The 24,307-nt window shown below is 69.9% G+C and carries 22 protein-coding genes; 14 read left to right on the top strand and 8 right to left on the bottom strand.

Annotated elements, in window-relative coordinates:
• The first annotated feature begins 25 nt into the window (after nt 1–25).
• The 3 genes from AC5Y6X_RS14855 to AC5Y6X_RS14845 are packed head-to-tail and all read left to right on the top strand — an operon-like array spanning nt 26 to nt 3,383.
• Nucleotides 26–775: a DUF2786 domain-containing protein gene (locus tag AC5Y6X_RS14855; RefSeq protein WP_499987165.1), complete on the top strand. Its 750-nt coding sequence runs from the start codon at nt 26–28 to the stop codon at nt 773–775.
• Nucleotides 772–1,272, top strand: a complete 501-nt coding sequence (locus AC5Y6X_RS14850; RefSeq protein ID WP_499987163.1) for a TIGR04338 family metallohydrolase — start codon at nt 772–774, stop codon at nt 1,270–1,272. The genes AC5Y6X_RS14855 and AC5Y6X_RS14850 overlap by 4 nt, the downstream gene beginning before the upstream one ends.
• A complete protein-coding gene (locus AC5Y6X_RS14845) occupies nt 1,269–3,383 on the top strand; it encodes a glycoside hydrolase family 3 C-terminal domain-containing protein (RefSeq protein WP_499987161.1) in 2,115 nt (704 codons plus the stop codon). Before AC5Y6X_RS14850 ends, AC5Y6X_RS14845 begins: the two co-directional genes overlap by 4 nt.
• A gap of 30 nt (nt 3,384–3,413) precedes the next feature.
• Here AC5Y6X_RS14845 and mymT read toward each other — a convergent pair whose 3' ends face one another.
• Nucleotides 3,414–3,560, bottom strand: a complete 147-nt coding sequence (gene mymT / locus AC5Y6X_RS14840) for a copper-binding metallothionein MymT (RefSeq protein ID WP_324675251.1) — start codon at nt 3,558–3,560, stop codon at nt 3,414–3,416.
• An 88-nt stretch (nt 3,561–3,648) separates the two neighbouring features.
• Here mymT and AC5Y6X_RS14835 point away from each other — a divergent pair, with 88 nt between their 5' ends.
• Nucleotides 3,649–4,308, top strand: coding sequence for an O-methyltransferase (locus tag AC5Y6X_RS14835; protein WP_499987156.1), 660 nt, complete (start codon nt 3,649–3,651; stop codon nt 4,306–4,308).
• A 5-nt stretch (nt 4,309–4,313) separates the two neighbouring features.
• Here the strand turns inward: AC5Y6X_RS14835 and AC5Y6X_RS14830 are convergent, their stop codons facing one another.
• Nucleotides 4,314–5,297 carry a nitronate monooxygenase gene (locus AC5Y6X_RS14830; RefSeq protein WP_499987154.1) on the bottom strand — a complete coding sequence of 328 codons (984 nt, stop codon included), beginning with the start codon at nt 5,295–5,297 and terminating at the stop codon, nt 4,314–4,316.
• 146 nt (nt 5,298–5,443) lie between these two features.
• Between AC5Y6X_RS14830 and AC5Y6X_RS14825 the strand changes: the two genes are divergently transcribed.
• Nucleotides 5,444–5,881 (top strand): SPW repeat protein, encoded by a 438-nt coding sequence (locus AC5Y6X_RS14825; protein WP_499987152.1) that lies wholly within the window; start codon nt 5,444–5,446, stop codon nt 5,879–5,881.
• 3 nt (nt 5,882–5,884) lie between these two features.
• Here AC5Y6X_RS14825 and ilvD read toward each other — a convergent pair whose 3' ends face one another.
• Complete coding sequence (gene ilvD / locus AC5Y6X_RS14820; protein ID WP_499987150.1) at nt 5,885–7,582, bottom strand: dihydroxy-acid dehydratase; 1,698 nt, start codon at nt 7,580–7,582, stop codon at nt 5,885–5,887.
• 128 nt (nt 7,583–7,710) lie between these two features.
• Between ilvD and ricR the strand changes: the two genes are divergently transcribed.
• The 3 genes from ricR to AC5Y6X_RS14805 all read left to right on the top strand — a co-directional run bounded on the left by ricR (nt 7,711) and on the right by AC5Y6X_RS14805 (nt 10,539).
• Nucleotides 7,711–8,001, top strand: a complete 291-nt coding sequence (gene ricR, locus AC5Y6X_RS14815; RefSeq protein WP_324675242.1) for a copper-sensing transcriptional repressor RicR — start codon at nt 7,711–7,713, stop codon at nt 7,999–8,001.
• 135 nt (nt 8,002–8,136) lie between these two features.
• On the top strand, nt 8,137–9,375 hold the full coding sequence (locus AC5Y6X_RS14810) for an MFS transporter (RefSeq protein WP_499987147.1): 1,239 nt from the start codon (nt 8,137–8,139) through the stop codon (nt 9,373–9,375).
• A 117-nt stretch (nt 9,376–9,492) separates the two neighbouring features.
• A complete protein-coding gene (locus AC5Y6X_RS14805) occupies nt 9,493–10,539 on the top strand; it encodes a L,D-transpeptidase (protein WP_499987144.1) in 1,047 nt (348 codons plus the stop codon).
• A gap of 84 nt (nt 10,540–10,623) precedes the next feature.
• Here the strand turns inward: AC5Y6X_RS14805 and AC5Y6X_RS14800 are convergent, their stop codons facing one another.
• Nucleotides 10,624–11,841: an oxygenase MpaB family protein gene (locus AC5Y6X_RS14800; RefSeq protein WP_499987140.1), complete on the bottom strand. Its 1,218-nt coding sequence runs from the start codon at nt 11,839–11,841 to the stop codon at nt 10,624–10,626.
• Nucleotides 11,842–11,912: 71 nt separating this feature from the next.
• Here AC5Y6X_RS14800 and AC5Y6X_RS14795 point away from each other — a divergent pair, with 71 nt between their 5' ends.
• From AC5Y6X_RS14795 to AC5Y6X_RS14785, 3 genes are all read left to right on the top strand, one after another.
• Nucleotides 11,913–12,563, top strand: a complete 651-nt coding sequence (locus AC5Y6X_RS14795; RefSeq protein WP_499987137.1) for a TetR/AcrR family transcriptional regulator — start codon at nt 11,913–11,915, stop codon at nt 12,561–12,563.
• Between the two features lie 82 nt (nt 12,564–12,645).
• Nucleotides 12,646–13,224, top strand: coding sequence for a TetR/AcrR family transcriptional regulator (locus AC5Y6X_RS14790; protein ID WP_499987134.1), 579 nt, complete (start codon nt 12,646–12,648; stop codon nt 13,222–13,224).
• Nucleotides 13,221–15,464: a molybdopterin-dependent oxidoreductase gene (locus AC5Y6X_RS14785; RefSeq protein ID WP_499987132.1), complete on the top strand. Its 2,244-nt coding sequence runs from the start codon at nt 13,221–13,223 to the stop codon at nt 15,462–15,464. Before AC5Y6X_RS14790 ends, AC5Y6X_RS14785 begins: the two co-directional genes overlap by 4 nt.
• Here the strand turns inward: AC5Y6X_RS14785 and AC5Y6X_RS14780 are convergent.
• Nucleotides 15,448–17,457, bottom strand: coding sequence for a M13 family metallopeptidase (locus AC5Y6X_RS14780; protein WP_499987130.1), 2,010 nt, complete (start codon nt 17,455–17,457; stop codon nt 15,448–15,450). The genes AC5Y6X_RS14785 and AC5Y6X_RS14780 overlap by 17 nt on opposite strands.
• A gap of 42 nt (nt 17,458–17,499) precedes the next feature.
• On the opposite strand from AC5Y6X_RS14780, the gene AC5Y6X_RS14775 reads away from it, so the two are divergent.
• Together AC5Y6X_RS14775 and AC5Y6X_RS14770 are read left to right on the top strand one after the other, a co-directional pair.
• Nucleotides 17,500–18,126 carry a hypothetical protein gene (locus tag AC5Y6X_RS14775; RefSeq protein ID WP_499987128.1) on the top strand — a complete coding sequence of 209 codons (627 nt, stop codon included), beginning with the start codon at nt 17,500–17,502 and terminating at the stop codon, nt 18,124–18,126.
• Nucleotides 18,123–18,812: a hypothetical protein gene (locus AC5Y6X_RS14770; protein WP_499987127.1), complete on the top strand. Its 690-nt coding sequence runs from the start codon at nt 18,123–18,125 to the stop codon at nt 18,810–18,812. Before AC5Y6X_RS14775 ends, AC5Y6X_RS14770 begins: the two co-directional genes overlap by 4 nt.
• 4 nt (nt 18,813–18,816) lie before the next feature.
• On the opposite strand, the gene AC5Y6X_RS14765 is transcribed toward AC5Y6X_RS14770, so the two are convergent.
• Both AC5Y6X_RS14765 and AC5Y6X_RS14760 read right to left on the bottom strand, forming a co-directional pair.
• Nucleotides 18,817–19,320: an XRE family transcriptional regulator gene (locus AC5Y6X_RS14765; RefSeq protein WP_324675223.1), complete on the bottom strand. Its 504-nt coding sequence runs from the start codon at nt 19,318–19,320 to the stop codon at nt 18,817–18,819.
• A complete protein-coding gene (locus tag AC5Y6X_RS14760; RefSeq protein WP_499987126.1) occupies nt 19,317–22,334 on the bottom strand; it encodes an MMPL family transporter in 3,018 nt (1,005 codons plus the stop codon). Before AC5Y6X_RS14760 ends, AC5Y6X_RS14765 begins: the two co-directional genes overlap by 4 nt.
• A gap of 295 nt (nt 22,335–22,629) precedes the next feature.
• Here AC5Y6X_RS14760 and AC5Y6X_RS14755 point away from each other — a divergent pair, with 295 nt between their 5' ends.
• On the top strand, nt 22,630–23,073 hold the full coding sequence (locus AC5Y6X_RS14755; RefSeq protein WP_324675219.1) for a hemophore: 444 nt from the start codon (nt 22,630–22,632) through the stop codon (nt 23,071–23,073).
• Here the strand turns inward: AC5Y6X_RS14755 and AC5Y6X_RS14750 are convergent, their stop codons facing one another.
• Complete coding sequence (locus AC5Y6X_RS14750) at nt 23,074–24,249, bottom strand: lysylphosphatidylglycerol synthase transmembrane domain-containing protein (RefSeq protein WP_499987125.1); 1,176 nt, start codon at nt 24,247–24,249, stop codon at nt 23,074–23,076. It lies immediately after the preceding gene.
• Between the last annotated feature and the right edge of the window lie 58 nt (nt 24,250–24,307).

The raw sequence follows: 24,307 nt of genomic DNA, 5'->3' as shown, positions 1-24,307 counted from the left end.
GTATGGCTGACGTAGTTTGGCGCCTATGACTGACGACAAGATGCTGGCGCGCATCGCCGCGCTGCTGCGTCAGGCCGAGGGCACAGACAACCCGCACGAGGCGGACGCGTTCATGAGCGCCGCGCAGCGGCTGGCGACGGCGGCCTCCATCGATTTGGCGGTGGCCAGGTCCCATTCGGCCAACCGGTCGGCGGCGCAGGCCCCGACGCAGCGGACGATCACCATCGGGGCGGCGGGCAGCAAGGGGCTGCGGACCTACGTGCAGCTGTTCGTGGTCATCGCCGCGGCCAACGACGTGCGCTGCGACGTGGCGTCCAACTCGACGTTCGTCTACGCGTACGGGTTCGCCGAGGACATCGACGCCACCCACGCCCTGTACGCCAGCCTGGTCGTCCAGATGGTGCGGGCGTCGGACGCCTACCTCGCCTCGGGCGCGCACCGGCCCACGCCGACGATCACCGCCCGGCTCAACTTCCAGCTGGCGTTCGGCGCCCGCGTGGGCCAGCGGCTGGCCGAGGCCCGCGACGAGGCCCGGCGCGACGCCACCAAGGACCGCCGCCGCCCGCCGGGCACCGCTATCGCGTTGCGCGACAAGGAGCTCGAGCTGCGCGACTACTATCGCAGCGCGTCCAAGGCGCGCGGCACCTATCAGGTCAGCCGCGCGACGGCGGGGTATTCGTCGGCGGCGCGCCGCGCGGGTGACCGGGCGGGCAGGCGGGCGCGGCTGGGCAACAGCCCCGAGCTGCCCGGTGCGCGGGGCGCATTGCGCCGGTGACCGGTGCCCGGGACTCCCAGCGCGCCAGGGTGTACGCGGCCGAGGAGTTCGTCCGGACCCTGTTCGACCGCGCCGCCGAGCACGGATCGCCCGTCGTCGAGTTCTTCGGCACCCAGTTGACCCTGCCGCCGGAGGCTCGATTCGGCTCGGTCGCGTCCGCGCAGCGCTATGTTGACGAGGTGCTTGCGCTACCGGCGGTGCGGCAACACTGGCCCGACGTGTCGCCGCTGCGGGTGCGGACGCGGCGGGCCGCCACCGCCGCGCACTACGAAAACCACGACGGCGCAGGCGTTATCGCGGTCCCCGACCGCGACACCGCCGACTGGGCGCTGCGCGAGCTGGTGGTGCTGCACGAGGTGGCGCATCACCTGTGCCGGGCCGAGCCGGCGCACGGGCCGGAGTTCGTCGCCACGATCTGCGAGCTGGCGGAGCTGGTGATGGGCCCGGAGCTCGGGCACGTGCTGCGCGTCGTGTACGCGAAAGAGGGCGCGCGGTGAGCGATCCCGACACGCGGGCGCGCGAGGTCGAATCCCGGATGACCGACGACGAGCGGTTTGCACTGCTGGTCTGCGTGATCGGCCCAAGCGAAATGTGGCCGCTGCGCGACGAGCGCATCCCGCCCGACGTCGCGACGACCTCGGGCTACGCACCGGGCGTTGCGCGCCTGGGCATCCCGGCGCTGCGCATGAACGACGCCGGGCTCGGCGTCGCCAACCTCGGCTATCGCCCCGGCGACACCGCCACCGCGCTGCCCTCGGGGCAGGCGTTGGCCGCGAGCTTCGACCCGCCGCTCGCCCGTGCCGTGGGCGAGGTGATCGGCCGTGAGGCGCGCGCACGGGGGATCAACGTGCAACTCGCCGGGTCGATGAACCTCGCACGCGACCCGCGCAACGGCCGCAACTTCGAATACCTTTCCGAGGACCCGCTTTTGACCGCGACGATCGCCGCCGAGTCGGTCAACGGGATACAGGGGCAGGGCGTCATTTCGACCGTCAAGCACTACTCGCTGAACTGCAACGAGACCAACCGGCACTGGCTGGACGCGGTCATCGATCCCGACGCGCACCGCGAATCCGACCTGCTGGCATTCGAGATCGCCATCGAGCGGTCGCAGCCCGGCGCGGTGATGACGGCCTACAACAAGGTCAACGGCGCCTACGCGTCCGCGAACGACGCGCTGATCAACGGGGTGCTGAAGGGCGCGTGGGGGTTTCGCGGCTGGGTGATGTCCGACTGGGGCGGCACCCCGGGCTGGGAATGCGCGCTGGCCGGGCTGGACCAGGAGTGCGGAGCCCAGCTCGATGTCATGTTCTGGCAGTCGGAGGCGTTCTCCGAGCAGCTGCGCACCGCGTACGCGAACGGGGCGCTCTCCAAGGCGCGTCTCTCGGACATGGTCCGGCGGATCCTGCGGTCGATGTTCGCCGTCGGAGTCGACCACGGGGAGCCGTCGCCGCCCCCGGACCTGGACGCGCACAACGAGATTGCGTTGCGGGTGGCGCGGCAGGGCATCGTGTTGCTGACCAACCGCGGCGTGCTGCCGCTGCCGCCCGGCACGGCGCGCATCGCGGTCATCGGCGGATACGCACAGGTGGGCGTCGCCGCCGGTTACGGTTCGAGTGCCGTCGTTCCGCCCGGCGGCTACGGGGGCGTGGTGCCCATCGGGGGTAACGGCCTGATGGGCTCGCTGCGCAATCTCTACCTACTGCCGTCGAGCCCGGTGGAAGAGCTGCGAAAGCAGTTTCCGAACGCGCAGTTCGAGTTCGACCCCGGCGTCGGTGCGGCGGAGGCGGTGCGGGCGGCGCGGCGAGCCGACGTCGCGATCGTGTTCGCGGTCCGCGCCGAGGGGGAGGGCTTCGACGCCGCCGACCTGTCGCTGCCCTGGGGGCAGGACGCGATGATCGCCGCCGTGGCGGCCGCCAACCCGAACACCGTCGTCGTGCTGGAGACCGGCAACCCGGTGGCCATGCCCTGGCGGGATTCGGTGGCCGCCATCGTGCAGGCGTGGTACCCGGGCCAGGCCGGCGGCCAGGCGATCGCGGAAGTCCTTGCGGGCCGGGTGAATCCGTCGGGACGCCTGCCGATCACCTTCCCCGCGGACCTCGGCCAGACGCCGCGCCCGGAACTGCCCGACCCCGGCGCCGGCTGGGGGACGCCGATCACCATCGACTACTTCGAGGGGGCCGACGTCGGCTACCGCTGGTTCGCGAGGACGGGCCGGACGCCGATGTTCGCCTTCGGACACGGCTTGTCCTACACCAGCTTTGAGTACCGCGACCTGGTGGTGAGCGGTGGCGACACCGTCGAGGCCACGTTCACCGTCGTCAACGTCGGCGATCGCGCCGGCGCCGACGTGCCCCAGCTGTACCTGACGGCGGTCCCCGGCGGGAAATGCCTGCGGTTGCTGGGATTCGAGCGGGTCGAACTCGAGCCGGGTGCGGCCCGGCGGGTCACCATCGAGGCCGACCCGCGGCTGCTCGCGCGCTACGACGGCTCCCACGGCGGCTGGCGCATCGCGCCCGGCGCATACTCGGTGGCGGTGGGAGCGTCGGCGGAGGCGCTGCGGCTGGATGCCGAGGTGGAGCTGGCCGGCCGCACGTTCGGGCGCTGATCGAGCCCGACGTGCGGCCGGCCGCGGCGGTTACTGGACGGGGGTCAGCTCGTCGCCGCACGTGCAGCGGTAGGGCTCACCCGCGCCGGAGCAGTGGCAGGGAACCTCGATGCGAACGCGACACCCGCAGCCCTCGTGGCCGCAGGTGAGCTGGGTTCCTGCTTCGTAGTTTGTCATTTCCCATCACCCTTCCCGGTTTCGTGGACACCCTGAGTATATACCCCATACGGGTATCCCGTAAATACCCTCGACTAGCGTGGCCGGCATGACGCAGCAACCGACCCCGCAAGACGTCGACGCCTTCCTGGACGACACGGTGGTCGGCGACGACCCCGCGCTGGCCGCGGCGGTGGAGTCCAGCAACGCGGCGGGGTTGCCGCAGATCGCGGTGTCGGCCCAGCAGGGCAAGTTCCTGAGCCTGCTGGCCGGGGCGATCGCGGCGCGGCGCATCCTCGAGATCGGCACGCTCGGTGGTTACAGCACCATCTGGCTGGCGCGCGGCGCGGGACCGGACGGCCGGGTGGTGACGCTGGAGTACGAGCCGAAGCACGCCGAGGTCGCGCGGGCCAACCTGCGGCGGGCCGGCGTCGCCGACCGGGTCGAGGTGATCGTCGGGGCCGCGCTGGACACGTTGCCCACGGTGATCGGCGGCCCCTTCGATTTGGTGTTCATCGACGCCGACAAGGAGAACAACGTGGCGTACCTGGAGTGGGCGGTGCGCCTGGCCCGTCCGGGTTCAGTCATCGTGCTGGACAACGTTATTCGGGAGGGCCGCATCCTCGAGCCGGACTGCGACGACGCCAGGGTGCGGGCGACGCGGCAGGCGCTGCAGGCTATGGGTGAGCACCCGCGCCTGGACACGGCGGTGATCCAGACGGTCGGGGCCAAGGAATGGGACGGCTTCGCGTTCGCGTTGGTGCGGTAGGGCGCTCAGCGCGGGGTGAGGTCGGCGACGGCCTGCCCGGCGGAGCTGAGTTCATCGATGCGCAGCACGGTTTCGCCGGCATACAGGGCGGCGCTGTCCAACCAGGAGTCGGGAACCCCGGCCACCGGCGCCAGCGGCGTGAAGAACGGAAGGGCCGGCGATTGCAGGCGCATCAGTGCGCCCGCATCGAAATACCCCAACACCGACAGCGGGCGGCTGACGGCGTTGAGGGCGGCGGGCAGTGCCTTGGCCTTGCCGTCGTCGCCACACCAGCGGCGGGTGGCCGCGTTGGGCACCACGCGGTGGCGCAGCGGCCAGCTCAGGCCGAACAGGTTGGTCTCGATCGTCTTGTCCGCCTGCATGATTCGTCGCTGATATTCGCGGCTCGCGTTGGCCTCGTGCGTCAGCAGGAATCGCGTGCCCGCGATGACACCGTCGGCTCCGGCGTCCAGCGCGGCGCGGGTGTCGGCGGCGGTGGCGATGCCGCCGGCCACAAACACCGGACGCTTCCCGGCCACGCCGACGGCGTGCGGCAGGAAGTCCAGCGCCGGCATGGTGCCGACCAGGTGGCCGCCGGCCTCGCGCCCCTGGGCGATCAGGCCGTCGGCGCCCCCGGCGATCGCGGCACGCGCCTGCGCCTCGGTGCCGACCATCACGAAGACGAAGATCCCGGCTTCGTGCAGGTGCTCGACGAGCCCCCGCTTTTCCCCGAAGGCCAGCACGACGGCGTCCACCCGTGTGTCGACGCAGGCCGCGACGTGGGGACGACGGGCGAAGGGCATCAACAGGTTTACCGCGACGGCGCGCCCCGGCGCCTCTTCGCGCACCCGCCCGATCGACGCCCGTAGCCGGGCGGGGGTGGTGATGCCCAGCGTTCCCAAGCCACCCGCCTTGGCGACCGCGGCCGCCAGCGGCGCGCCCGCCAGGCCGCCGCCCATCCCGGCCTGCCCCACCGGAACATCGAGGTGCAACCGATCTGCGATGTCCATGTTTTCGACGCTACGCGGCCGGTGCGGCGGGCCCGCGGCGGGCCCGATTTTCGTTGCTGGCGGGTGGCGTCGAGCGTAATCTCGACAGCAGATGGATGGTGTGTAGCCGGCCCAAAAGGCTTGCTGCATAACAGAAAGGTCACAAAATGAGCACAGTCCATTCGTCAATCGATCACCACCCGGATTTGTTGGCTCTGCGGGCACGCTACGAGCGCGTCGCCGAGTCGATGAGTGCGCATTTCACCTTCGGCCTGGCCCTGCTGACGGGCCTGTACGTGGCCGCGTCACCGTGGATCGTCGGGTTCAACGGGACGGGATCGCTTGCCACCTCCGACCTGATCGCCGGGTTCGCGGTGGCGTTCTTGGCGTACGGGTTCGCGACCACGCTGGATCGCGCGCACGGCATGACCTGGACGTTGCCGGTACTCGGCGTGTGGGTCATCGTCTCGCCGTGGATCCTGCCGGGCATCGCACTGACCGCCGGCATGATCTGGTCGAATGTCGTTGCGGGCGCGTTGATGACGTTCCTCGGTCTCAACGCCACCTACTTCGGCATGCGCACGCGCGCGGAGACCGGCTCCTAATACCTAACCGCAGACCGCGCCGACGGCGGCCGAGCCGACGAGCTTGACGTACTTGGCCAGTACGCCGGTCTTGTAGCGCGGCGGGGGAGGGGTGAAATCCTTTTGCCGCGCGGCGAATTCGGCCGCGTCGGCCAGCACGTCCAGGGTGCGGCCGGCGACGTCGAGCCGAATCCGGTCGCCGTCGCGCAGGAAGGCGATCGGCCCGCCGTCGACCGCCTCCGGCGCGACGTGGCCCACGCACAGGCCGGTGGTTCCGCCGGAGAACCGGCCGTCGGTGAGCAGCAGCACGTCCTTGCCCAGGCCGGCGCCCTTGATGGCGCCGGTGATGGCGAGCATTTCGCGCATCCCGGGGCCGCCCTTGGGGCCCTCGTAGCGGATCACCACGGCGTCGCCCGCGGCGATGGTGCCGTCCTCGAGGGCATCCAGCGCGGCCCGCTCGCCGTCGAAAACCCTTGCGGTGCCTTCGAACACGTCGGAATCGAAGCCGGCCGTCTTGACCACCGCGCCCTCCGGCGCCAGCGAACCGTGCAGGATCGTGATGCCGCCGGTCGGATGGATCGGGTTGTCCAGCGCCCGCAGCACCTTGCCGTCCGGGTCCGGCGGGGCGATGGCGGCGAGGTTGTCGGCGACGGTCGCACCCGTCACCGTCAGGCAATCGCCGTGCAGCAGGCCGGCGTCCAGCAGCGCCTTCATCACCACCGGCACGCCGCCGATGTGGTCGACGTCGGTCATCACGTGCCGGCCGAAGGGCTTGACGTCGGCCAGGTGCGGCACCTTGGAACCGATCCGGCTGAAGTCGTCGAGGGTCAGCTCGACGTCGGCCTCGTGCGCGATGGCCAGCAGGTGCAGCACCGCGTTGGTCGAGCCGCCGAACGCCATCACCACCGCGATCGCGTTCTCGAAGGCCTCCCGGGTGAGGATGTCGCGGGCGGTGATGCCGCGGCGCAGCAGTTCGATGACGGCCTGGCCGCTGCGGCGCGCGAAGCCGTCGCGGCGGCGGTCGGTCGCCGGCGGCGCGGCGCTGCCGGGCAGGGACATGCCGAGGGCCTCGGCGGCGCTGGCCATGGTGTTGGCGGTGTACATGCCGCCGCAGGCCCCCTCGCCGGGGCAGATCGCCCGCTCGATGGCGTCGACGTCCTCGCGCGGCATCAACCCGCGGGAGCAGGCGCCCACCGCCTCGAACGCATCGATGATGGTGACCTCGCGCTCGCTGCCATCGGACAGCTTGGCCACCCCCGGCAGGATCGAGCCCGCATAGAGGAACACCGCCGCCAGATCGAGTCGGGCCGCGGCCATCAGCATTCCGGGCAGCGATTTGTCGCAGCCGGCCAACAGCACCGACCCGTCGAGCCGCTCGGCCTGCATCACGGTTTCGACGCTGTCCGCGATCACCTCGCGGGACACCAGCGAGAAGTGCATGCCCTCGTGGCCCATCGAGATGCCGTCGGAAACCGAGATCGTCCCGAACTCGAGCGGGTAGCCGCCGGCCGCGAACACCCCTTCCTTGACCGCCTTGGCGAGCCGGTCCAGGGACAGGTTGCACGGCGTGATCTCGTTCCACGACGACGCGACCCCGATCTGCGGCTTGGCGAAGTCCTCGTCTCCCATGCCGACCGCCCGCAGCATGCCGCGGGCGGCGGCCTTCTCCAGGCCGTCGGTGACGTCACGGCTGCGCGGCTTGATGTCGGGGGTGGTGGGCATTTTTCAAGTATGCGGGGGCCGGTCGCGCCGCAAATGCGCGGGTTATACCCCAGCGGGGTATAGCGTAGACTGGCGGTAAATCGGCCGAGGGGTTTCGAGAGGATTTCGAGAGGGATTTTGAGAAAGAAATGACGACCGCACACGGATATTCGCAGCAGAAAGACAATTACGCCAAGCGGCTGCGGCGCATCGAAGGTCAAGTGCGTGGAATCGCGCGGATGATCGAGGAAGACAAATACTGCATCGACGTCCTGACCCAGATCAGCGCGGTCAACAGCGCGTTGCGGTCGGTGGCGCTGAACCTGCTCGACGAGCATCTGGGCCACTGCGTCACCCGCGCCGTCGCCGAGGGCGGGCATGAGGCCGACGACAAGCTCGCCGAGGCGTCGGCGGCCATCGCGCGCCTCGTTCGTTCCTAATCGGTGACTTTGTTGATACTCGTGTTGAAACCCAAGATTGGCTGAACCCGTTGCGGCGGTGCGTACCGTGAGGGCATTGTGAGCGCGCCAGCAACTATTCCCCAGATACCGGAAAGCCCGGCCGATGCCGCCGCTATGACTGCCGAAACCGGAACCACCCCTACGGCGCGCACGTGGACGCCGCGGGTCGCCGCGCAGCTGGCGGTGCTGGCGGCGGCGGCCTTCGTCTATGTGACCGCCGAGATCCTGCCCGTCGGCGCGATTTCGGCGATCGCGCGCGACCTGCACGTCAGCCTGGTCGTGGTGGGCACCCTGCTGACGTGGTACGCGCTGGTGGCGGCCCTGACCACGGTTCCGCTGGTGCGCTGGACCGCGCACTGGCCCCGGCGCCGGACGCTGGTCATGAGCCTGACCTGCCTGACCGCCTCTCAGCTCATCTCGGCGTTGGCGCCCAACTTCGCCGTGCTGGCGGCGGGACGGGTGCTCTGCGCGGTCACCCACGGCGTGCTGTGGTCGGTGATCGCTCCGATCGCCATCCGGCTGGTGCCGCCCAGCCATGCCGGGCGCGCCACCACGTCGATGTACATCGGGACCAGCCTGGCGCTGGTGGTGGGGAGCCCGCTGACCGCGGCCATGAGCCTGATGTGGGGCTGGCGGCTGGCGGTGGTGTGCGTGACCGTCGCGGCGGCCATCGTCACGGTGGCGGCCCGGATCACGCTGCCGGCGATGGTGCTCACCGAGCACCAGCTCGCGCACGTCGGCCGCCGGTCGCGGCATCACCGCAACCGGCGGTTGCTCACGGTGAGCCTGCTCGCGATGGTCGCGGTGACGGGCCATTTCGTGTCCTACACCTTCATCGTGGTGATCATCCGCAACGTCGTCGGGGTGCGCGGGGCCAGCCTGGCCTGGGTGCTGGCGGCCTACGGGGTGGCGGGGCTGCTGTCGGTGCCGTTGGCGGCGCGGTCGCTGGACCGCCGTCCCCGGGGCGCCATCATCCTGTGCATGGCGGGGCTGACGGGGGCGTTCGTGGTGCTGACCGCGCTGGCGCTCACCGGGCGGACCTCGGTGGCGACGGCGGTGATCGGCACCGCCGCGATCGTGCTGTGGGGCGCGATGGCCACGGCGGTGTCGCCGATGATGCAGTCCGCCGCCATGCGCAGCGGCGCCGACGACCCCGACGGGGCCTCCGGCGTGTACGTGACGGCGTTCCAGGTCGGCATCATGGCCGGCTCGCTGGCGGGCGGGTTGTTGTATGAGCGCAGCGTCGCGCTGATGCTGACCGCGTCGGCCGGGTTGATGGGGGCCGCGCTGGCCGGCATCGCGGCCTACCGGCATATGCTGGCTGTTCCGTCGGCAAGCTCACGCGATTCATAAACTCCCAGCTCAACGGGCATGAATTGGGCCGCTGAGCGGCCTTGCCCGGACACGGATTAGATAGCTGGCCACCGCGCTATGCGACACTGGTTGCCACACCTGACTGGAGGGATGCATATGCCGAGCTGGACGACGGCCTGGACTGGGAGAGGCCTCTTCGCGGCTCTGAACGCAGCCGGAATCGCCGCCCTGCTGGTGCTCGGCGCCGGCCCCGCCGTGGCGGATCCGGACCCGCCGCCCGGCGACCCCGGCGTGGTTGCCGCGCCCCCCGCGGACCCGCCCGCGCCGCCGCCCCTGGTGGCGCCGCCGCCACCGCCGCCACCGGGTGACCCGCTGGCGCCCCCGCCGCCGCCCAATCCGCTGGCGCCTCCGCCGCCGCCGGCCAACCCGTTCGCGCAGCCGGCCGCCGCCGGTCCCGTGGCCGGGCAGAACCCGACGCCGTTCACCGGCACGGCCCCGTTCGGGCCGCCGAAGATCCTGCCCGCGGGCGGCTCGACCGTCGGGGTGGGCCAGCCGATCATCATCAACTTCCCGAGCCGGGTCGACGACGCCGGCGCGGCCATCGACGCCGTCCACGTCTCGTCGGTCCCCCCCGTGCCCGGCAAGTTCTATTGGATGACGCCAACGCAGCTGCGCTGGCGCCCGTTGAGCTTCTGGCCCGCCCACACCGCGGTGACCGTCGACGCGGGCGGGGCGGTGTCGACCTTCCGGACCGGTGACACGCTGATCGCTACCGCCGACGACGCCACGCACCAGCTGACGGTCACCCGCAACGGCACCGTGGAGAAGACCATCCCGATGTCGATGGGCATGTCGGCCGGCAATCACCAAACCCCCAACGGCACCTACTACGTGCAGGAGAAGATGCCCACGGTGGTGATGGACTCCTCTACCTACGGGGTCCCGGTCAACTCGACGTATGGCTACAAGGTGAACGTCGATCTGGCCGTGCGGTTCGACAACAGCGGCGACTTCGTGCACAGCGCCCCGTGGTCGGTGGACGACCAGGGCAAGCGCGACGTCAGCCACGGCTGCATCAACATCAGTCCCGCCAACGCGAGGTGGTTCTACGACAACTTCGGCGCGGGCGACCCGATCATCGTGAAGAACTCCACCGGTGGGAGTTACTCCAAGAACGACGGGTCCAACGACTGGCAGACGTAACCCCTATCTCGCCGAGCAGACGCAAAATCGCCCATTTCCCTTGGAAATAGGGCGATTTTGCGTCTGCTCACCGCTAGACCCACGTCAAGCAACCCTGCTTACATGCGCGGCGGAGTCGCCGATCGCCGCCTTGCCGTCACCGATCATGATGTGCAGCAAGGTTTCCTGCTCGTGCGCGCCGCGGGCGGCTGCGCGGTCCAGCCAGCCAGGGATGGTCAGGGCGGCGAGGCTGCGGGTCATGTTGATCGGGATCCGCAGCAGCGGATACCACGGCGGCATGTAGGGCAGGCCGAGCCTGCGCATCGCGCGGGGGCCCAAGAAGCCGCTCGTCACCGATAGGTGCTGGGCCCGCGCAACACGACGGCGCAGCTTCGGAAGCGTGCGGTAGTGCCAGATCAATGGGTCGTCTCCCATCGGGACCGCCAGCTGTTTTGTGGATTCGTCGGGATTGGAGAGTGCGGTAAGCGTGTGGTAGAGGACGCGGATGCCGTCGCGGTAGTTGTGGGGTAGCCACTCGTCGCGCACGCCGATCAGCCAGCCGACGTACCGGGTCACGTGTGCGATCGCGTCGAGTTCTCCCGGCGCAGGCAGGATTCCCATCCCCATCGCGCCCGCAGGCGGCGCAATGAGCGCGCCGACCAGCGTGGCGGCCATGTCGGTCTGGTTGACCGGCACACCCCAATCGTTGCCGCGCCAGTCCGGCATCGCCGCCACGTGCCGGCGTACCAACGCGTGGATCAGCCGAACTCGGATCGTGGACCGGTAACCCACCGCGAGCGGGGCCAAGCCGCCTGGGGCAATGACATCCATCGCCCACTGCATGGTCTCGGCGAAACGCTGGTTCGAGCCCTTCTCCAGTGCGCCCGTCCGCAGGAGCGTCTTGTTGAAGCCTGAGAACTGGTATCCGCCAAGGAGTGAGACGTCGCGCGCGACGTACATTCCGTCGGCGCCACCCCTGCGCAGCGCGCGCTGTCCTCGTCGCAGCTCATTCCAATCGACCCAGTCCGGAATCGCCTCGACCCGAAGGAAGAACTCGCGCAACGGTTCCGGTGCCTCGGGCACATTGGCGATGCCATGGGCGAGCGCCCGGTCGAATAGTGGGCGCGTCTGCTCCATCCCGGCAGAGGCCATCCACTCGACAACACGGTCCATCGGCTCGTCGCCGACGGTCAGTTGCTCGCCGAGTCTGCGCCACTGATCCGGCGTGGGCTTGCGCACGCCCAGCGACGCTGCAAACAACCGAACTGCAGCCGGAACCGCCCGCGGTTGGTCGGGGTGGCGAGCCGGAATCGACAAATTCATCGCCGCTCTCCTCTGGGCGGATTTGGATAACGCATGTGATCCGAATGTAAGCTGCGGGTATGGTGCTGTCAATGAAACGCGCGGAAGTGGTGCGCGACTACGGCGGCATCAGCGCGGCCGACCGCCGGGCCGAACGCCGCCGCAAACTCCTCACCGCCGGACGGCAGATTTGGGGCGAATCGGGAGTCACCGAGGTGACCGTCCGCGGCGTGTGCAACACCGCGGGGCTGATCCCGCGCTACTTCTACGAGCACTTTCCGAATCGGGAGGCGCTGTTGTTCGCCGTCGCCGACGACGTTCGCGACGAATTGCTCGAAGCGCTGGTCGCAGCCGGCGTCGGTGACCCCGGCACCCTCACAGACAAACTGCGCTCGGCCCTGACGGCGTTCCTCGACATCATTGCCGCCGACCCGCATGTCCACCGCATCGCCACCGGCGACGTGACCGGCGTTCCGGGCCTGGCGAGCCACCGCAAACACATCCTCGACATGATCACCGAGCAGGTGATCCGCTACACGCCGGACGTTCTCGGCGCCGACACGCCCGATGCCACCCAGCTGCGGCGGGGTGCGCTGTTCATGGTCGGCGGGGTCAACCAGATCATCGAAACCTGGCTCGACGACCCGCGTGAAACCACTGCCGAACTGGCGGCCGTCTGCGCCGACCTGTGCGTCGCCGTGGTCCGCGGCGTGAACCGGTCACACGAACAACTGGCGCCGTAACAGGTGGCCGGCGCCCGGGGCTTCCCTCGCGCTACCGATTATGTATAGCATCATACATACAGTCAGGAACCGAGGAGCGGCGATGCGAAGTCCACGCGAGCGGATGGTGATCTCCGCCGCGCTGCTGATCAGGGAGCGCGGTGCCCACGCGACCGCGATCTCCGACGTCCTCGAGCACAGCGGGGCGCCCCGCGGGTCGGCCTACCACTACTTCCCGGGCGGGCGGACCCAATTGCTCTGCGAGGCGGTCGATTTCGCCGGCGAGCACGTCGACGCCATCATCATCCGGGCGCACGGCGGTCTCGAGCTGTTGGACACGCTGATCGACACGTACCGGCGCCAGCTCCTCGAGACCGATTACCGCGCGGGTTGCCCCATCGTCGCGGTCTCCGTCGAAGCGGGTGACGAGCAGGACCGCGACCGCATGGCGCCGGTGGTCGAGCGCGCGGCGGCGGTGTTCGACCGCTGGACCGACCTGATCGCGCGGCGCTTCATCGACGACGGCATGGGGCCCGACCGGGCCCGCGAACTGGCGCTGTTGGCCACCTCGGCGCTCGAGGGCGCGATCGTGCTGGCCCGGGTGCGGCGCGATTTGGCACCCCTTGATGCCGTCCATCGCCAGCTGCGCAATCTGCTTGTGACAGAAGGGAACCCGCGATGACCACCACCGATTGGAAGCCCACCGCCTGCATCCTGTGCGAATGCAACTGCGGCATCGTCGTTCAGGTCGAGGACCGCAGGCTGGCGCGCATCCGCGGCGACAAGGAGCATCCCGGGTCGCAGGGGTACACCTGCAACAAGGCGCTGCGGTTGGATCACTACCAGAACAACCGCGCGCGCCTGACGTCCCCGATGCGCCGGCGGCCCGACGGAACCTTCGAGGAGATCGACTGGGACACCGCGATCGTCGAGATCGCCGAGGGGTTCAAGCACATCCGCGACACCTACGGCGGGGACAAGATCTTCTACTACGGCGGCGGCGGGCAGGGCAACCACCTGGGCGGGGCCTACAGCGGAGCATTCCTGAAGGCCCTGGGGTCGCGCTACCGGTCAAATGCGCTGGCGCAGGAGAAGACCGGTGAGGCATGGGTCGACGCGCGCCTCTACGGCGGTCACACCCGGGGCGAGTTCGAGCACGCCGAGGTGTCGGTGTTCGTCGGGAAGAACCCGTGGATGTCGCAGAGCTTCCCCCGGGCCCGGGTGGTGCTCAACGAGATCGCCAAGGACCCGAACCGATCGATGATCGTCATCGATCCCGTGCTGACCGACACCGCCAAGATGTCCGACTTTCACCTGCGGGTGCGGCCCGGCACCGACGCCTGGTGCCTGGCCGCCCTGGCCGGCATCCTCGTCCAGGAAAACCTTTGCGACGACGCGTTTCTCGCCGAGCACGTGCACGGCGCCGACGCGGTGCGCGCAGCGCTGCGCGACGTCCCGGTCGCCGACTACGCGCAGCGCTGCGGGGTGGACGAGGAGTTGCTGCGGGCCGCCGCGCGGCGCATCGGCACCGCGGCCAGCGTCGCGGTGTTCGAAGACCTCGGCATTCAGCAGGGGCCCAACAGCACGCTGTGCTCCTACCTGAACAAGCTGATGTGGATCCTCACCGGTAACTTCGCGAAAAAGGGTGGCCAGCACCTGCATTCGACGTTCGCCCCGCTGTTCGGCACGGTCTCCGGGCGCACCCCGGTCACCGGCGCGCCCATCATCGCCGGGCTGATCCCCGCCAACGCCGTCCCCGAGGAGATCCTGACCGACCACCCGGACCGGTTCCGGGCGATGATTGTCGAAAGCGGCAACCCCGCCCACTCGCTGGCCGACTCGACCGCGTGCCGGGAGGCGTTCCGGGCGCTGGAGCTGATGGTGGTCGTCGACGTCGCGATGACCGAGACCGCCCGGCTGGCCCACTACGTGCTCCCGGCGGCCTCCCAGTTCGAGAAGCCGGAGGCCACGTTCTTCAATTTCGAGTTCCCGCACAACGGTTTTCAGCTGCGCCGACCGCTGCTCGAGCCGTTGCCCGGCACCCTGCCCGAACCGGAGATCTGGGCCCGGCTGGTGCGCGCGCTGGGCGTCGTCGACGAGGCGGACCTGCGGCCCCTGCGCGAAGCCGCGCAGCGCGGCCGCCAGGCCTACACCGAGGCGTTCCTGGCGGCGGTGGCCGGCAACCCGACCATCGCGAAGTTGCTGCCCTACGTGCTCTACGAAACCCTCGGGCCCACGCTGCCGGAGGGGTTGTCCGGCGCGGCCGCGCTGTGGGGGCTGGCCCAGAAGGTCGCGATGACCTATCCCGAGGCGGTGCGGCGCGCCGGCCACGCCGACGGCAACGCTCTGTTCGACGCCATCCTCGACAGCCCGTCGGGAATCACCTTCACCGTGCACGACTACGAGGATGACTTCGCGCTGATCGGCCACGCCGATCACAAGATCGCGCTGGAAATCCCCGAAATGCTGGACGACTTAACGGCTTTGGGCGCGGCACCACCGCGGCTGACCACACCGGAGTTCCCCATCGTGCTGTCGGTGGGCGAGCGGCGCGCCTACACCGCCAACGACATATTCCGCGACCCGTCCTGGCGCAAACGGGACGCCGACGGGGCGCTGCGAGTCAGCGTCGAGGACGCCCAGGTGCTCGGCCTCGTCGATGGGGGCCGGGCCCGGGTCAGCACGGCGGCCGGCGCCGCGGAGGCGACCGTCGAGATCACCGAGACCATGCTCGCCGGGCATGCGGCTCTGCCCAACGGTTTCGGCCTCGACTACGTCGACGACGAAGGCCGCACCGTCGTTCCCGGCGTCGCGCCGAACATGCTCACGTCCACGAATTGGCGCGACCGCTACGCCGGCACGCCGTGGCACAAGCACGTGCCCGCCAGGATCGAGGCGTTGGTGGTTAGTTCCAGATCCTGACCCTGCGCCGCGGCTCCAGGAACAACGCGGCGCCGTCGGTGACGCCGAACGCGTCGTAGAACGCGTCGATGTTGCGCACCACGCCGTTGCAGCGGAACTCCGGCGGCGAGTGCGGATCCACCGCAAGCCGCCGAATCGCCTCCGCCGCACGGGATTTGGTCCGCCACACCTGCGCCCAGCCGTAGAACACCCGCTGCACGCCGCTCAGGCCGTCGATCACCGGGGCGGGCCGGCCGCCCAGCGACAGCCGGTAGGCCAGCAGCGCGATGGAAAGCCCGCCAAGGTCGCCGATGTTCTCGCCGACCGTGAAGGCGCCGTTCACGTGGTGGTTCCCGTCTAGACCACGAGGCGTGTACGCGTCGTACTGTTCGATGAGCGCCTTGGTTCGCGCGCCGAACTCGGTGCGGTCGTCGTCGGTCCACCAGTCGACGAGGTTGCCGTCGCCGTCGTACTTGGCGCCCTGGTCGTCGAAGCCGTGCCCGATCTCGTGCCCGATTACCGCGCCGATCCCGCCGTAGTTGGCGGCGTCGTCGGCCTCCGCGTCGAAGAACGGCGGCTGCAAAATGGCTGCGGGAAAGACGATTTCGTTCATGCCGGGGTTGTAGTAGGCGTTGACGGTCTGCGGCGTCATGAACCACTCGTCGCGATCCACCGGGCCGCCGAGCTTGGCCAGCTCGCGGTCGTGGTTGACCGCATACCCGCGCCGGTAGTTGCCGTAGAGGTCGCCGCGGTCGATCACCAGCCTGGAGTAGTCGCGCCACTTCTTCGGGTAGCCGACCTTGGCGGTGAACTTCTTCAGCTTGGCCAGCGCGCGCTCCCGCGTCTGCGGGGTCATCCAGTCCAGCTCGCCGATGCTGATCCGGTATGCCTCTTGCAGGTTTTCCACCAGCTCGTCGATGCGGGCCTTGGCGTCAGGTGGGAAATGCCGCTGCACGTAAAGCTTTCCGACCGCGTCGCCCATCAGGTGCTCCACCAGCGACACCCCGCGCTTCCAGCGCTCGCGGATCTGCTCGGCACCGGTCAGCAGGCGGCCGTAGAAGTCGAAGTCCGCGGCGACGATGGCGTCCGTCAGCCAGGCGGCGCGAGAGTGGATCAACCGCCAACGCGCCCAGCGCTTCCAGTCCTCGAGGTCCTCGCCGTGCCACAGCGCCGCGAATGCGCTGAGGTAATCCGGTTGGCGCACAACTATTTCGGCGAACGCCTCCGTGGTGCCGCCCAGCGCGCCCACCCAGCCGGTCCAGTCGAAACCCGCCCCCTCGGTCTGCAGCTCGGCGAAGGTGCGCAGGTTGTAGCCGAGTTCGGCGTCGCGGCGCTTGACCACATCCCAGTGCGCCGCGGCGAGTTTGGTCTCCAGCGCGACGATGCGGGCGGCGGTCTCGGCGTGGTCGGCCGCGCAGTCTTCCGAGCCGCCGTACACCAGGCCGAACATCCGCGCGATGTGTTCCGGGTAGGCGGCCAGCACCTCGGCGTGCTGCTCGTCGCGGTAGTAGGACTCGTCGGGCAGCCCGAGGCCGGACTGGGTGAAGTGCGTCAGGTAGCGGGTCGAGTCCTTCGAATCGGTGTCCACATACACGGCGACGCCGCCGCCCACCCCGGTGCGCTGCAGGGCTCCGATCACCGCCGCCAGCGCCGCGGCGTCGGCGGCGTCGTCGATGGTGGTCAGCTCGTCGTGCAGCGGCCCGGTGCCCCTGCGCTCGACGGCCTCCTCGTCGAGGAAGCTGGCGTAGAGGTCGCCGATGCGCTGCGCATCATCGTCCGCGGTTGCCACCGCGGAAGCTGCGCCTGCGCGGCTGGTCTCGACGATCAGGTCGCGCACCTGCTCCTCGGCCCGGTCGAAGAGCTGGCGGAAGGCGCCGTCGGTCGCCCGGTCCGGGGGTATCTCATATTCGGCCAGCCAGCGGCCGTTGACGTGACCGAACAGGTCGTCCTGGGGGCGGGCATTCTCATCGACGTGGCTCAGGTCGATGCCCGAGCGGATGGCCTCTACTGTCACCCCGCCATCCTTCCATCTGTTTTCGGGTGCAACGATCGGCCCATGTCCGACGCCCGGCCAACCGAAGCACCCGACGACGATTCCGCCGACGAGCCCGCAGAGGAGGCCGCGGCCGACGGGATGTTTTCCCCGTACGGCATCGCGTCGACGGTTCTCGGCCTGCTGTCGGTCGCGGCGGTGGTGCTCGGGGTGCTCATCTGGTCCGCGCACCGCGACGATGCGGGCGAGCGCAGCTACCTGACCCGCGTCATGCAGACGGCCGCCGACTGGACGGGCGTGCTGATCAACATGAACACCGGCAACATCGACGCCAGCCTGCAGAAGCTGCACGACGGCACGGTCGGCCAACTCAACACCGACTTCGAGGCCGCCATGCAGCCCTACCGCCAGGTGGTGCAGAAGCTGCAGTCCCAGAGCGTCGGCCAGATCCAGGCGGTGGCCGTCGAAACGGTGCACCGCGACCTCGACACCCAGCCCGGGACGGCGCGGCCGGTGGTCACCACCAAGTTGCCGCCGTTCGCCAGCCGGTCGGATTCGGTGATGGTCGTCGCGACGTCGGTCAGCCAGAACGCGGGCGCCAAGCCGACGACGGTGCACTGGCGGCTGCGGCTCGACGTCGCCGACGTGGACGGCAAGCTGATGATCTCGCACGTGGAGTCGATCAAATGAGGAACCTGTGGCGGCTGCTGGCCTTCGACATCGCGGCGCCGGCCGCCGCGATCGCCGCGCTGCTGGCGATCGGGGTGGTGCTGGGCTGGCCGCTGTGGTGGGTGTCGGCCTGCTCGGTGCTGTTGGTGCTGATCGCCGAGGGCGTGGGCGTCAATTTCTGGCTGCTGCGGCGCGATTCGGTCAGCGTCGGCACCGACGACGACGCGCCGGGCCTGCGATTGGCCGTCGTCTTCCTGTGCGCGGCCGCCCTGACGGCGGCGGTGGTGACCGGCTACCTGCACTGGACGACGGCGGACCGTCAGCTCAAGAAGGATTCCCGGGAGGTGGTGCAGACCGCCACGGGCATGGCGGAGGCGATCGAGTCGTTCGCCCCCGGCGCCCCGACGAGCTCCATCGACCGGGCCGCGGCGATGATGGTGCCCGAGCAGGTGGGCGCGTTCAAAGAGGTGTACAAGAAGCTCAACGCCGACCTGATGCAGCACAACGGCACGGCGCAGGCCTCCACGCTGGCGGCCGGGGTCGAGGCCATCGGCTCCTCGGCGGCCAGTGTGGTAGTGATCCTGCGGCTGACCCTGAACACGCCCGGCCAGCCGCCCGGTCAGGCGGCGCCCGCGTTGCGGGTGACGCTGGCCAAGCGGGGCGGCGACTGGCTGGTGTCGGACGTGGTCCCGCTCAACGCGATCTGACCGATCAGTTGGCTTCGGCCGAGCGCGGCGACTTCACCTTGACGAACCGGTCCGACAGCCGTCGAATCCGGATCATCAGCGAGGCCGACGGGGACCGGCTCCCGTCGAGATAGGCGACCAGCTCCTCGGGGGCCACCCCGATGCGGGAGGCGAACTCCTGCTCGCCCAGCCCGGACCGGTCGATCAGCAGACGCACGTGGCGGGCCACCTCGGCGCGTTCGTTGGCCTCGAGGTGGGCGCGGGCGCGCTCGAGCACCTCCCACAGCGCCTTGGCGATGCCGTACGGCCGGGTGCCGTCGAGGACCTCTTCCACCTGACGGGCCGTCCGCCCGTACGGGTCGCGCTTGAGGGCGGCGGCTATGCGCTTCCAGGTGTCAATGTCGCCGCTCTGCAGCGCCGAGCGGATCGCGGAGGTCGGCCAGAACTCCACCGGCTGGTCGGGGTCTTGGCGTTGTTCAGCGGGGGGCCGCGGCGGCGGGACGCGGCGTCGGTCGGGTGCCAACGTCACCTCGCCTCCTCCAGCATCGCCACGGCCACCGACAGGCAGCGCTGCCTGATCTCTTCCCATTCCGCCCTGGCGTCCGGTTCGGACCACTGCTCGTCGAGGTCGGACGGATGCGGATCCGCGAGCCGGCGGACCAACTGGGTGGCAATCCACTGCTGCCGGGGTGGTTGACAACAGTAATACCTGTCGATTCCGGCCAGGACGAGAGCGGCGGTTTCGGGTTCCAACGTGTCCACCATGTCAGCAAATTCGGCGTAGTCGCGGCTGCTGTTACGGCACATGATCAGGTAGCCCTTGAGGCGCAGCGCCTCCGCGCCGGTCGGGACCAGCAACCGGTCGCCGGTGGGCAGCTGCACGTTGGTGGTCTCGACGGGGCTGCGGCGCGCGTACTTCGGCTCCTCGCCGGCGCCGGTCTCCAGGCCGGTCTCCAGCGCGTCGATGGCGACCGAAAGCCGCCCCCGCCACAGCGTGACCGGGTGGACTCCCCGCCCGCCCCCGGCGATCACCCGGGCGATGCCGTTGCGCGAGGCTAGGCCACCGACCAGCTTCCTGGCCGCCGAGTGACCGTTGGTGCCCGCGCCGCCGTCGTCGATGTCGACCCGGTGGGGGATCTGCCCGGGGCCCCGGCCGCGACCGTCCGCGGGGCCGTCGTCGGGGGCATCGGCCGGGCCGGCCTCCGCCTCCTTGCCGTTGCGCCCGCAACCGGTGAAGGCCAGCGGATCCGCCACGCAGATCGCGTCGGGCGCCAGGTGCTTCAGCTTCGCGGACGACTTGAGGACCATCCGCAGGTCCGCACTGGGCGCGGTGAGCGCCGAGATGTCGTCGGGGATGACGACGATGTCGCTGAGGTCGACCTCGGGCAGCGGCCTGTCGAAGTCCACCGACGGCAGCACCCGGGACAGCCACCGGGGCAGCCACCAGTTCCACTGGGCGAACATCGCCATCAGCGCGGGCACCAGCACCAGCCGGACCACGGTGGCGTCCACCGCGATCGCGACGGCGCACGCCACGCCGATCTCGGCCACCAGCGGCATGCCGGCGAACGCGAAGCCGATGAACACCGCGATCATGATCAGGGCGGCGCTGGTGATCGTGCGCGCGCTGGTGCTCACGCCGTACGCCACCGCGTCGCGAGTGTTTCCGGTGTGCAGGAAGCGCTCCCGGATGCGGGTGAGCAGGAAGATCTCGTAGTCCATCGACAAGCCGAAGGTCATCGCCAGCACCAGCGGGGGAACGGTGCTGTCGATCGAGTTGATGTGGGTGAAACCGAGATCGCCCAGCCAGCCCCACTGGAACACCATCACCAGGCTGCCGTAGGCGGCGGCGACGGACAGCAGCGTCATCAGCACGCCCTTGAGCGCCAGGAACACCGAATGAATCGAGACCAGCAGCATCACGAACGCGATGAGCGCGACGAACAGCAGCACCAGCGGCTCGGTCGCCGACACCCGGTCGTCGAAATCCTTGATCAACGCGGTCGGGCCGCCGACGTCCACCCGGGCGGCTCCCCGGTCGGGGACCTTGGGCAGCTCGGCGCGCAGCCAGGTGACCGTTTGCCGGGCGCCCAGGTCCTCGGGATCGACCGACAGCACCGCGGACAGCAGGGCGCTGTTGTTGTCGTCGGCGAATTGCGGTGGCGTCACCGATATCACCTTGGGGGCCTGGGCGATTCGCTGCCGGATCGCGGCGAGTGAGGGGCCGTGGTCGGGCGCCGAGGCGCCGCCGTCGGGGAATGTGACGAGCACCTGGACCGGGCCCAGCGCACCCGGCCCGAGCGCCTCGGACGCCGCGCCCACCCCGGCGCGAATCTCGTGCGACGAGTCGAATTGGCGCAGCAGGCTGTTGCCCAGCACCATCGACGTCGCCGGCGCGGCCATGACCAGCAGGACGAGCGCCGCCGCCAGCGCCGATATCCAGGGCCGGCGCATGACCCAGCCCACCCAGCGGTTCCAGAACCGGGATTGGGTGCACTCCGGGTTGCGCGACCAGTGCAGCAGGGCCGACCTCTTGGCGGCCGCCCGGCCGAAGGTCGCCAGCGCCGCGGGCGTCAGGGTGGCGGCCGTCAGCATCGCCACCGCGACGGCCATGATCGCCCCGGTGGCCATCGACTTCAGCGCCGGGGTGTTGATCAGGTAGATCCCGGTGAGCGAGGCGATGACCGTCAACCCGGACAACACCACCGCCAGGCCGGAGGTGGCCATCGCGGCGTCGACGGCCTCGCGGGGCTCGCGGCCGCAGCGCAGCTCCTCGCGGAAGCGCATCAGGATGAACAGCGAATAGTCCACGGCCAGCGCGATGCCGAACATGGACACCGTCGACGTCACGAACACCGACATGGTCGTATACGCCGACAACAGGTAGACCAGCCCCATCGTCACCACGACCGTGCAGATGCCGAGGGCCAGCGGGATCGCCGCCGCCGCAAGCGAACCGAACACCGCGAGCAAGACGATCAGGATGATCGGCAGGTTCCACTTCTCCGCCGCCGCGATGTCGTGCTTGGTGTTCGCCGCCGCGGCCGCGCTGAGCGCGCCCTGCCCGATGACGTAGAGCCGCACCCGGCCGTTCGCGGTCTGCCCGGACTGGTCGCCCTTGATGCCCACCTTGTTGCGCAGCTGCTTGGCGATGTCACTGGTGTTGCGGGAATCCAGCCGCAGCGACACGACGTACGGCCGGTCGGGCTGCGGCGGCCGCTGGGTGGGGTTGGGCACCTCGGTGACGCCGGGCAGCTGGCCGGCGATCTGCCTCAGCTGCGCCACCGCGTCGTTGATGTCGGCGTAGCTGGCGTCCGGTCGCGGGGCCGCCACCAGGGCCAGCGAGGACGCCCCCTGCTCGTGGTACTGCTCCTCGAGCTGATCGTGCACCAGCAGCGACTGCGAGCCGGCGACCTCGAAACCGCCGCCGGTGAGGTTTCCCGACTGCGTCAGCGCCAGGTACACCGCCGGGACCAGCGCCAGCAACCAGCCGGTGAAGACCAACCAGCGGTATCTGCGCAGGCTGCGGCTTAGGCGCATCATGAACTGCTGGATTTTGTGCTCCCCGGTCTTCTCGCGTAATGCGTGAGGGCGAGGATACCGCAGGATGCTGTGGACGAGGGCGGCTTATCTGGTTCCTGAGCTGCGCAGACACCGATGTTGCCAAGACGCAGCGAAGCCGTTGCCGATTGGTGATCGATGGGGATGTCGGTCACATCGGCTGGCCGCCGCGAGGTCGGGAATGGCAGGATGTCGCTTGCCGTGCGGAGCCCCGGGGGAATCAAGGGAACTTCGCGATGAATCGGGCCCGCTCTCGCAAACTCCTGAGGAGTTGTCCATGAAGACACTCGCGCGCCGACACCGCAGGCTGTTGGCCGGGCTGGTGGCCGCCGCGGCCCCTTGTGTCGCCGTCGCACTTGCGGCGGGGCCGCCGGCGACCGGTGCCAACGACCCGTGCGCGGCCAGTGAGGTCGCCAGGACGATCGGTTCGGTGTCCAAGTCGATGGGCGACTACCTGGACTCGCATCCCGAGACCAACCAGGCGATGACCACCATGCTGCGGCAGCAGGCCGGCCCGCAGTCGCTGACGTCGATGAAGTCCTACTTCGAGTCCAACCCGAAGGTCGCCGGGGACATGGCGTCGATCGCGCAGCCGCTGACCAACCTGTCGATGCAGTGCAAGCTGCCGATCACCCTCCCGCAGGCGATGGGCCTGGCGCAGCAGGCGCAGGGCGCGGCGGGCGGGCTGCCGGGGCCATCGCGGCAGAACAACGCCGGCTGATCAGCGGTCGCGTTCCGGAGTCGGGTCGGACGGCGGCACGGGTCCCTGCAGGGCGGTCTCGGCCGGATCGGCGACGGGCTCGCCCGGGTGCCGCACGACGGGCAGCGGGCCGGTGATCGGCTCGTCCTCGTCGACGTCGGCGGTGTTCTCGGTGCGGAACACGAAGAAGAACACCACCCAGCCGACCGCGGCTATGAGCAGCCAGCTGATCAGCCGGTAGATCAGCATCGCCGAGATGGCACTGGGCAGCGACATGCCGCTGGAGACCAGGCCGGGCACCAGCACTGCCTCGACGACCAACAGCCCGCCGGGCATCAGCGGTATCGTGCCGACCGCCCGGGCGGCGGCGTAGGCGACGGTCAGCCCGGCCACCGACGCGTGGTCGCCGGCGGCGTACGCGGCGAAGCCGAGGCAGGCGACGTCGGCGACCCAGTTGAACAGCGACCAGCTGAAGGCGACCCCCAGGTCGCGCCGGCCCAGGCTCACCGACTCGAGCTGCCGCAGCGTCTCGCGCCACTTCTCCAGACCGGAGTCGGCGGGCCGGCCCCGAACCGAGTTGACCCACGACAAGACCCGGCTGCCGATGCCGTCGATCAGCTCGGGCCGCGACGCCACCGCCTGCGCCAGCAGCAACAGGGCGACGAAGCCGCCCAGCGTGAACAGCAGCGAGAACGGGTTGTTCTTCGCGCCCAGCAGGAAAGCGCCGCCCAGGCCGAGCAATGCCAACCCGACCGCCTGCAGCACGCCCGACATCACCAGCTGCCACGACGCCACCACGGTCGAGGCGCCCCACAGCCGCTGCTGGCGGAACAGGAAGGTGGCCGACAGCACCGGCCCGCCGGGCAGGGTGGTGCTCAGCGAGTTGGCCGCGTAGAAGGCGGCCTCCGAGCGCAACTGCTTGACGTGCACGCCGGCCGATTTCAGCAGGGTGCGCTGGATCTGGGCGAAGCTGTGCATCGAGGCGGCCGCCGCCAGCACCGACGCGAGCAGCCACCACCAATTGGCCTCGTACACGCTCGTCCAGGCCTTCGCCAGCTGGTCCCAGCCCAGCGCCATCTCGACGGCGAGCACGACCGCGACGATCGCGAGCACCACCCATCGCACCCACCAGTACTTCCCGCGCGGGGCGTCCTGGCGTGGGAAGTCGAGCTTGCGGGCGGGTGCGTCGTGCGACACGTGCATTAGGGTAACCGCGCAGGTGGCGCGGCCATCGAGCCGCAGCTCCGACTGTGTC

The sequence above is a fragment of the Mycobacterium sp. NGS26 genome, assembly GCF_059813025.1.
Note: the sequence above shows the minus strand (reverse complement) of the source record. Positions and strands in the feature narration are given on the sequence as shown.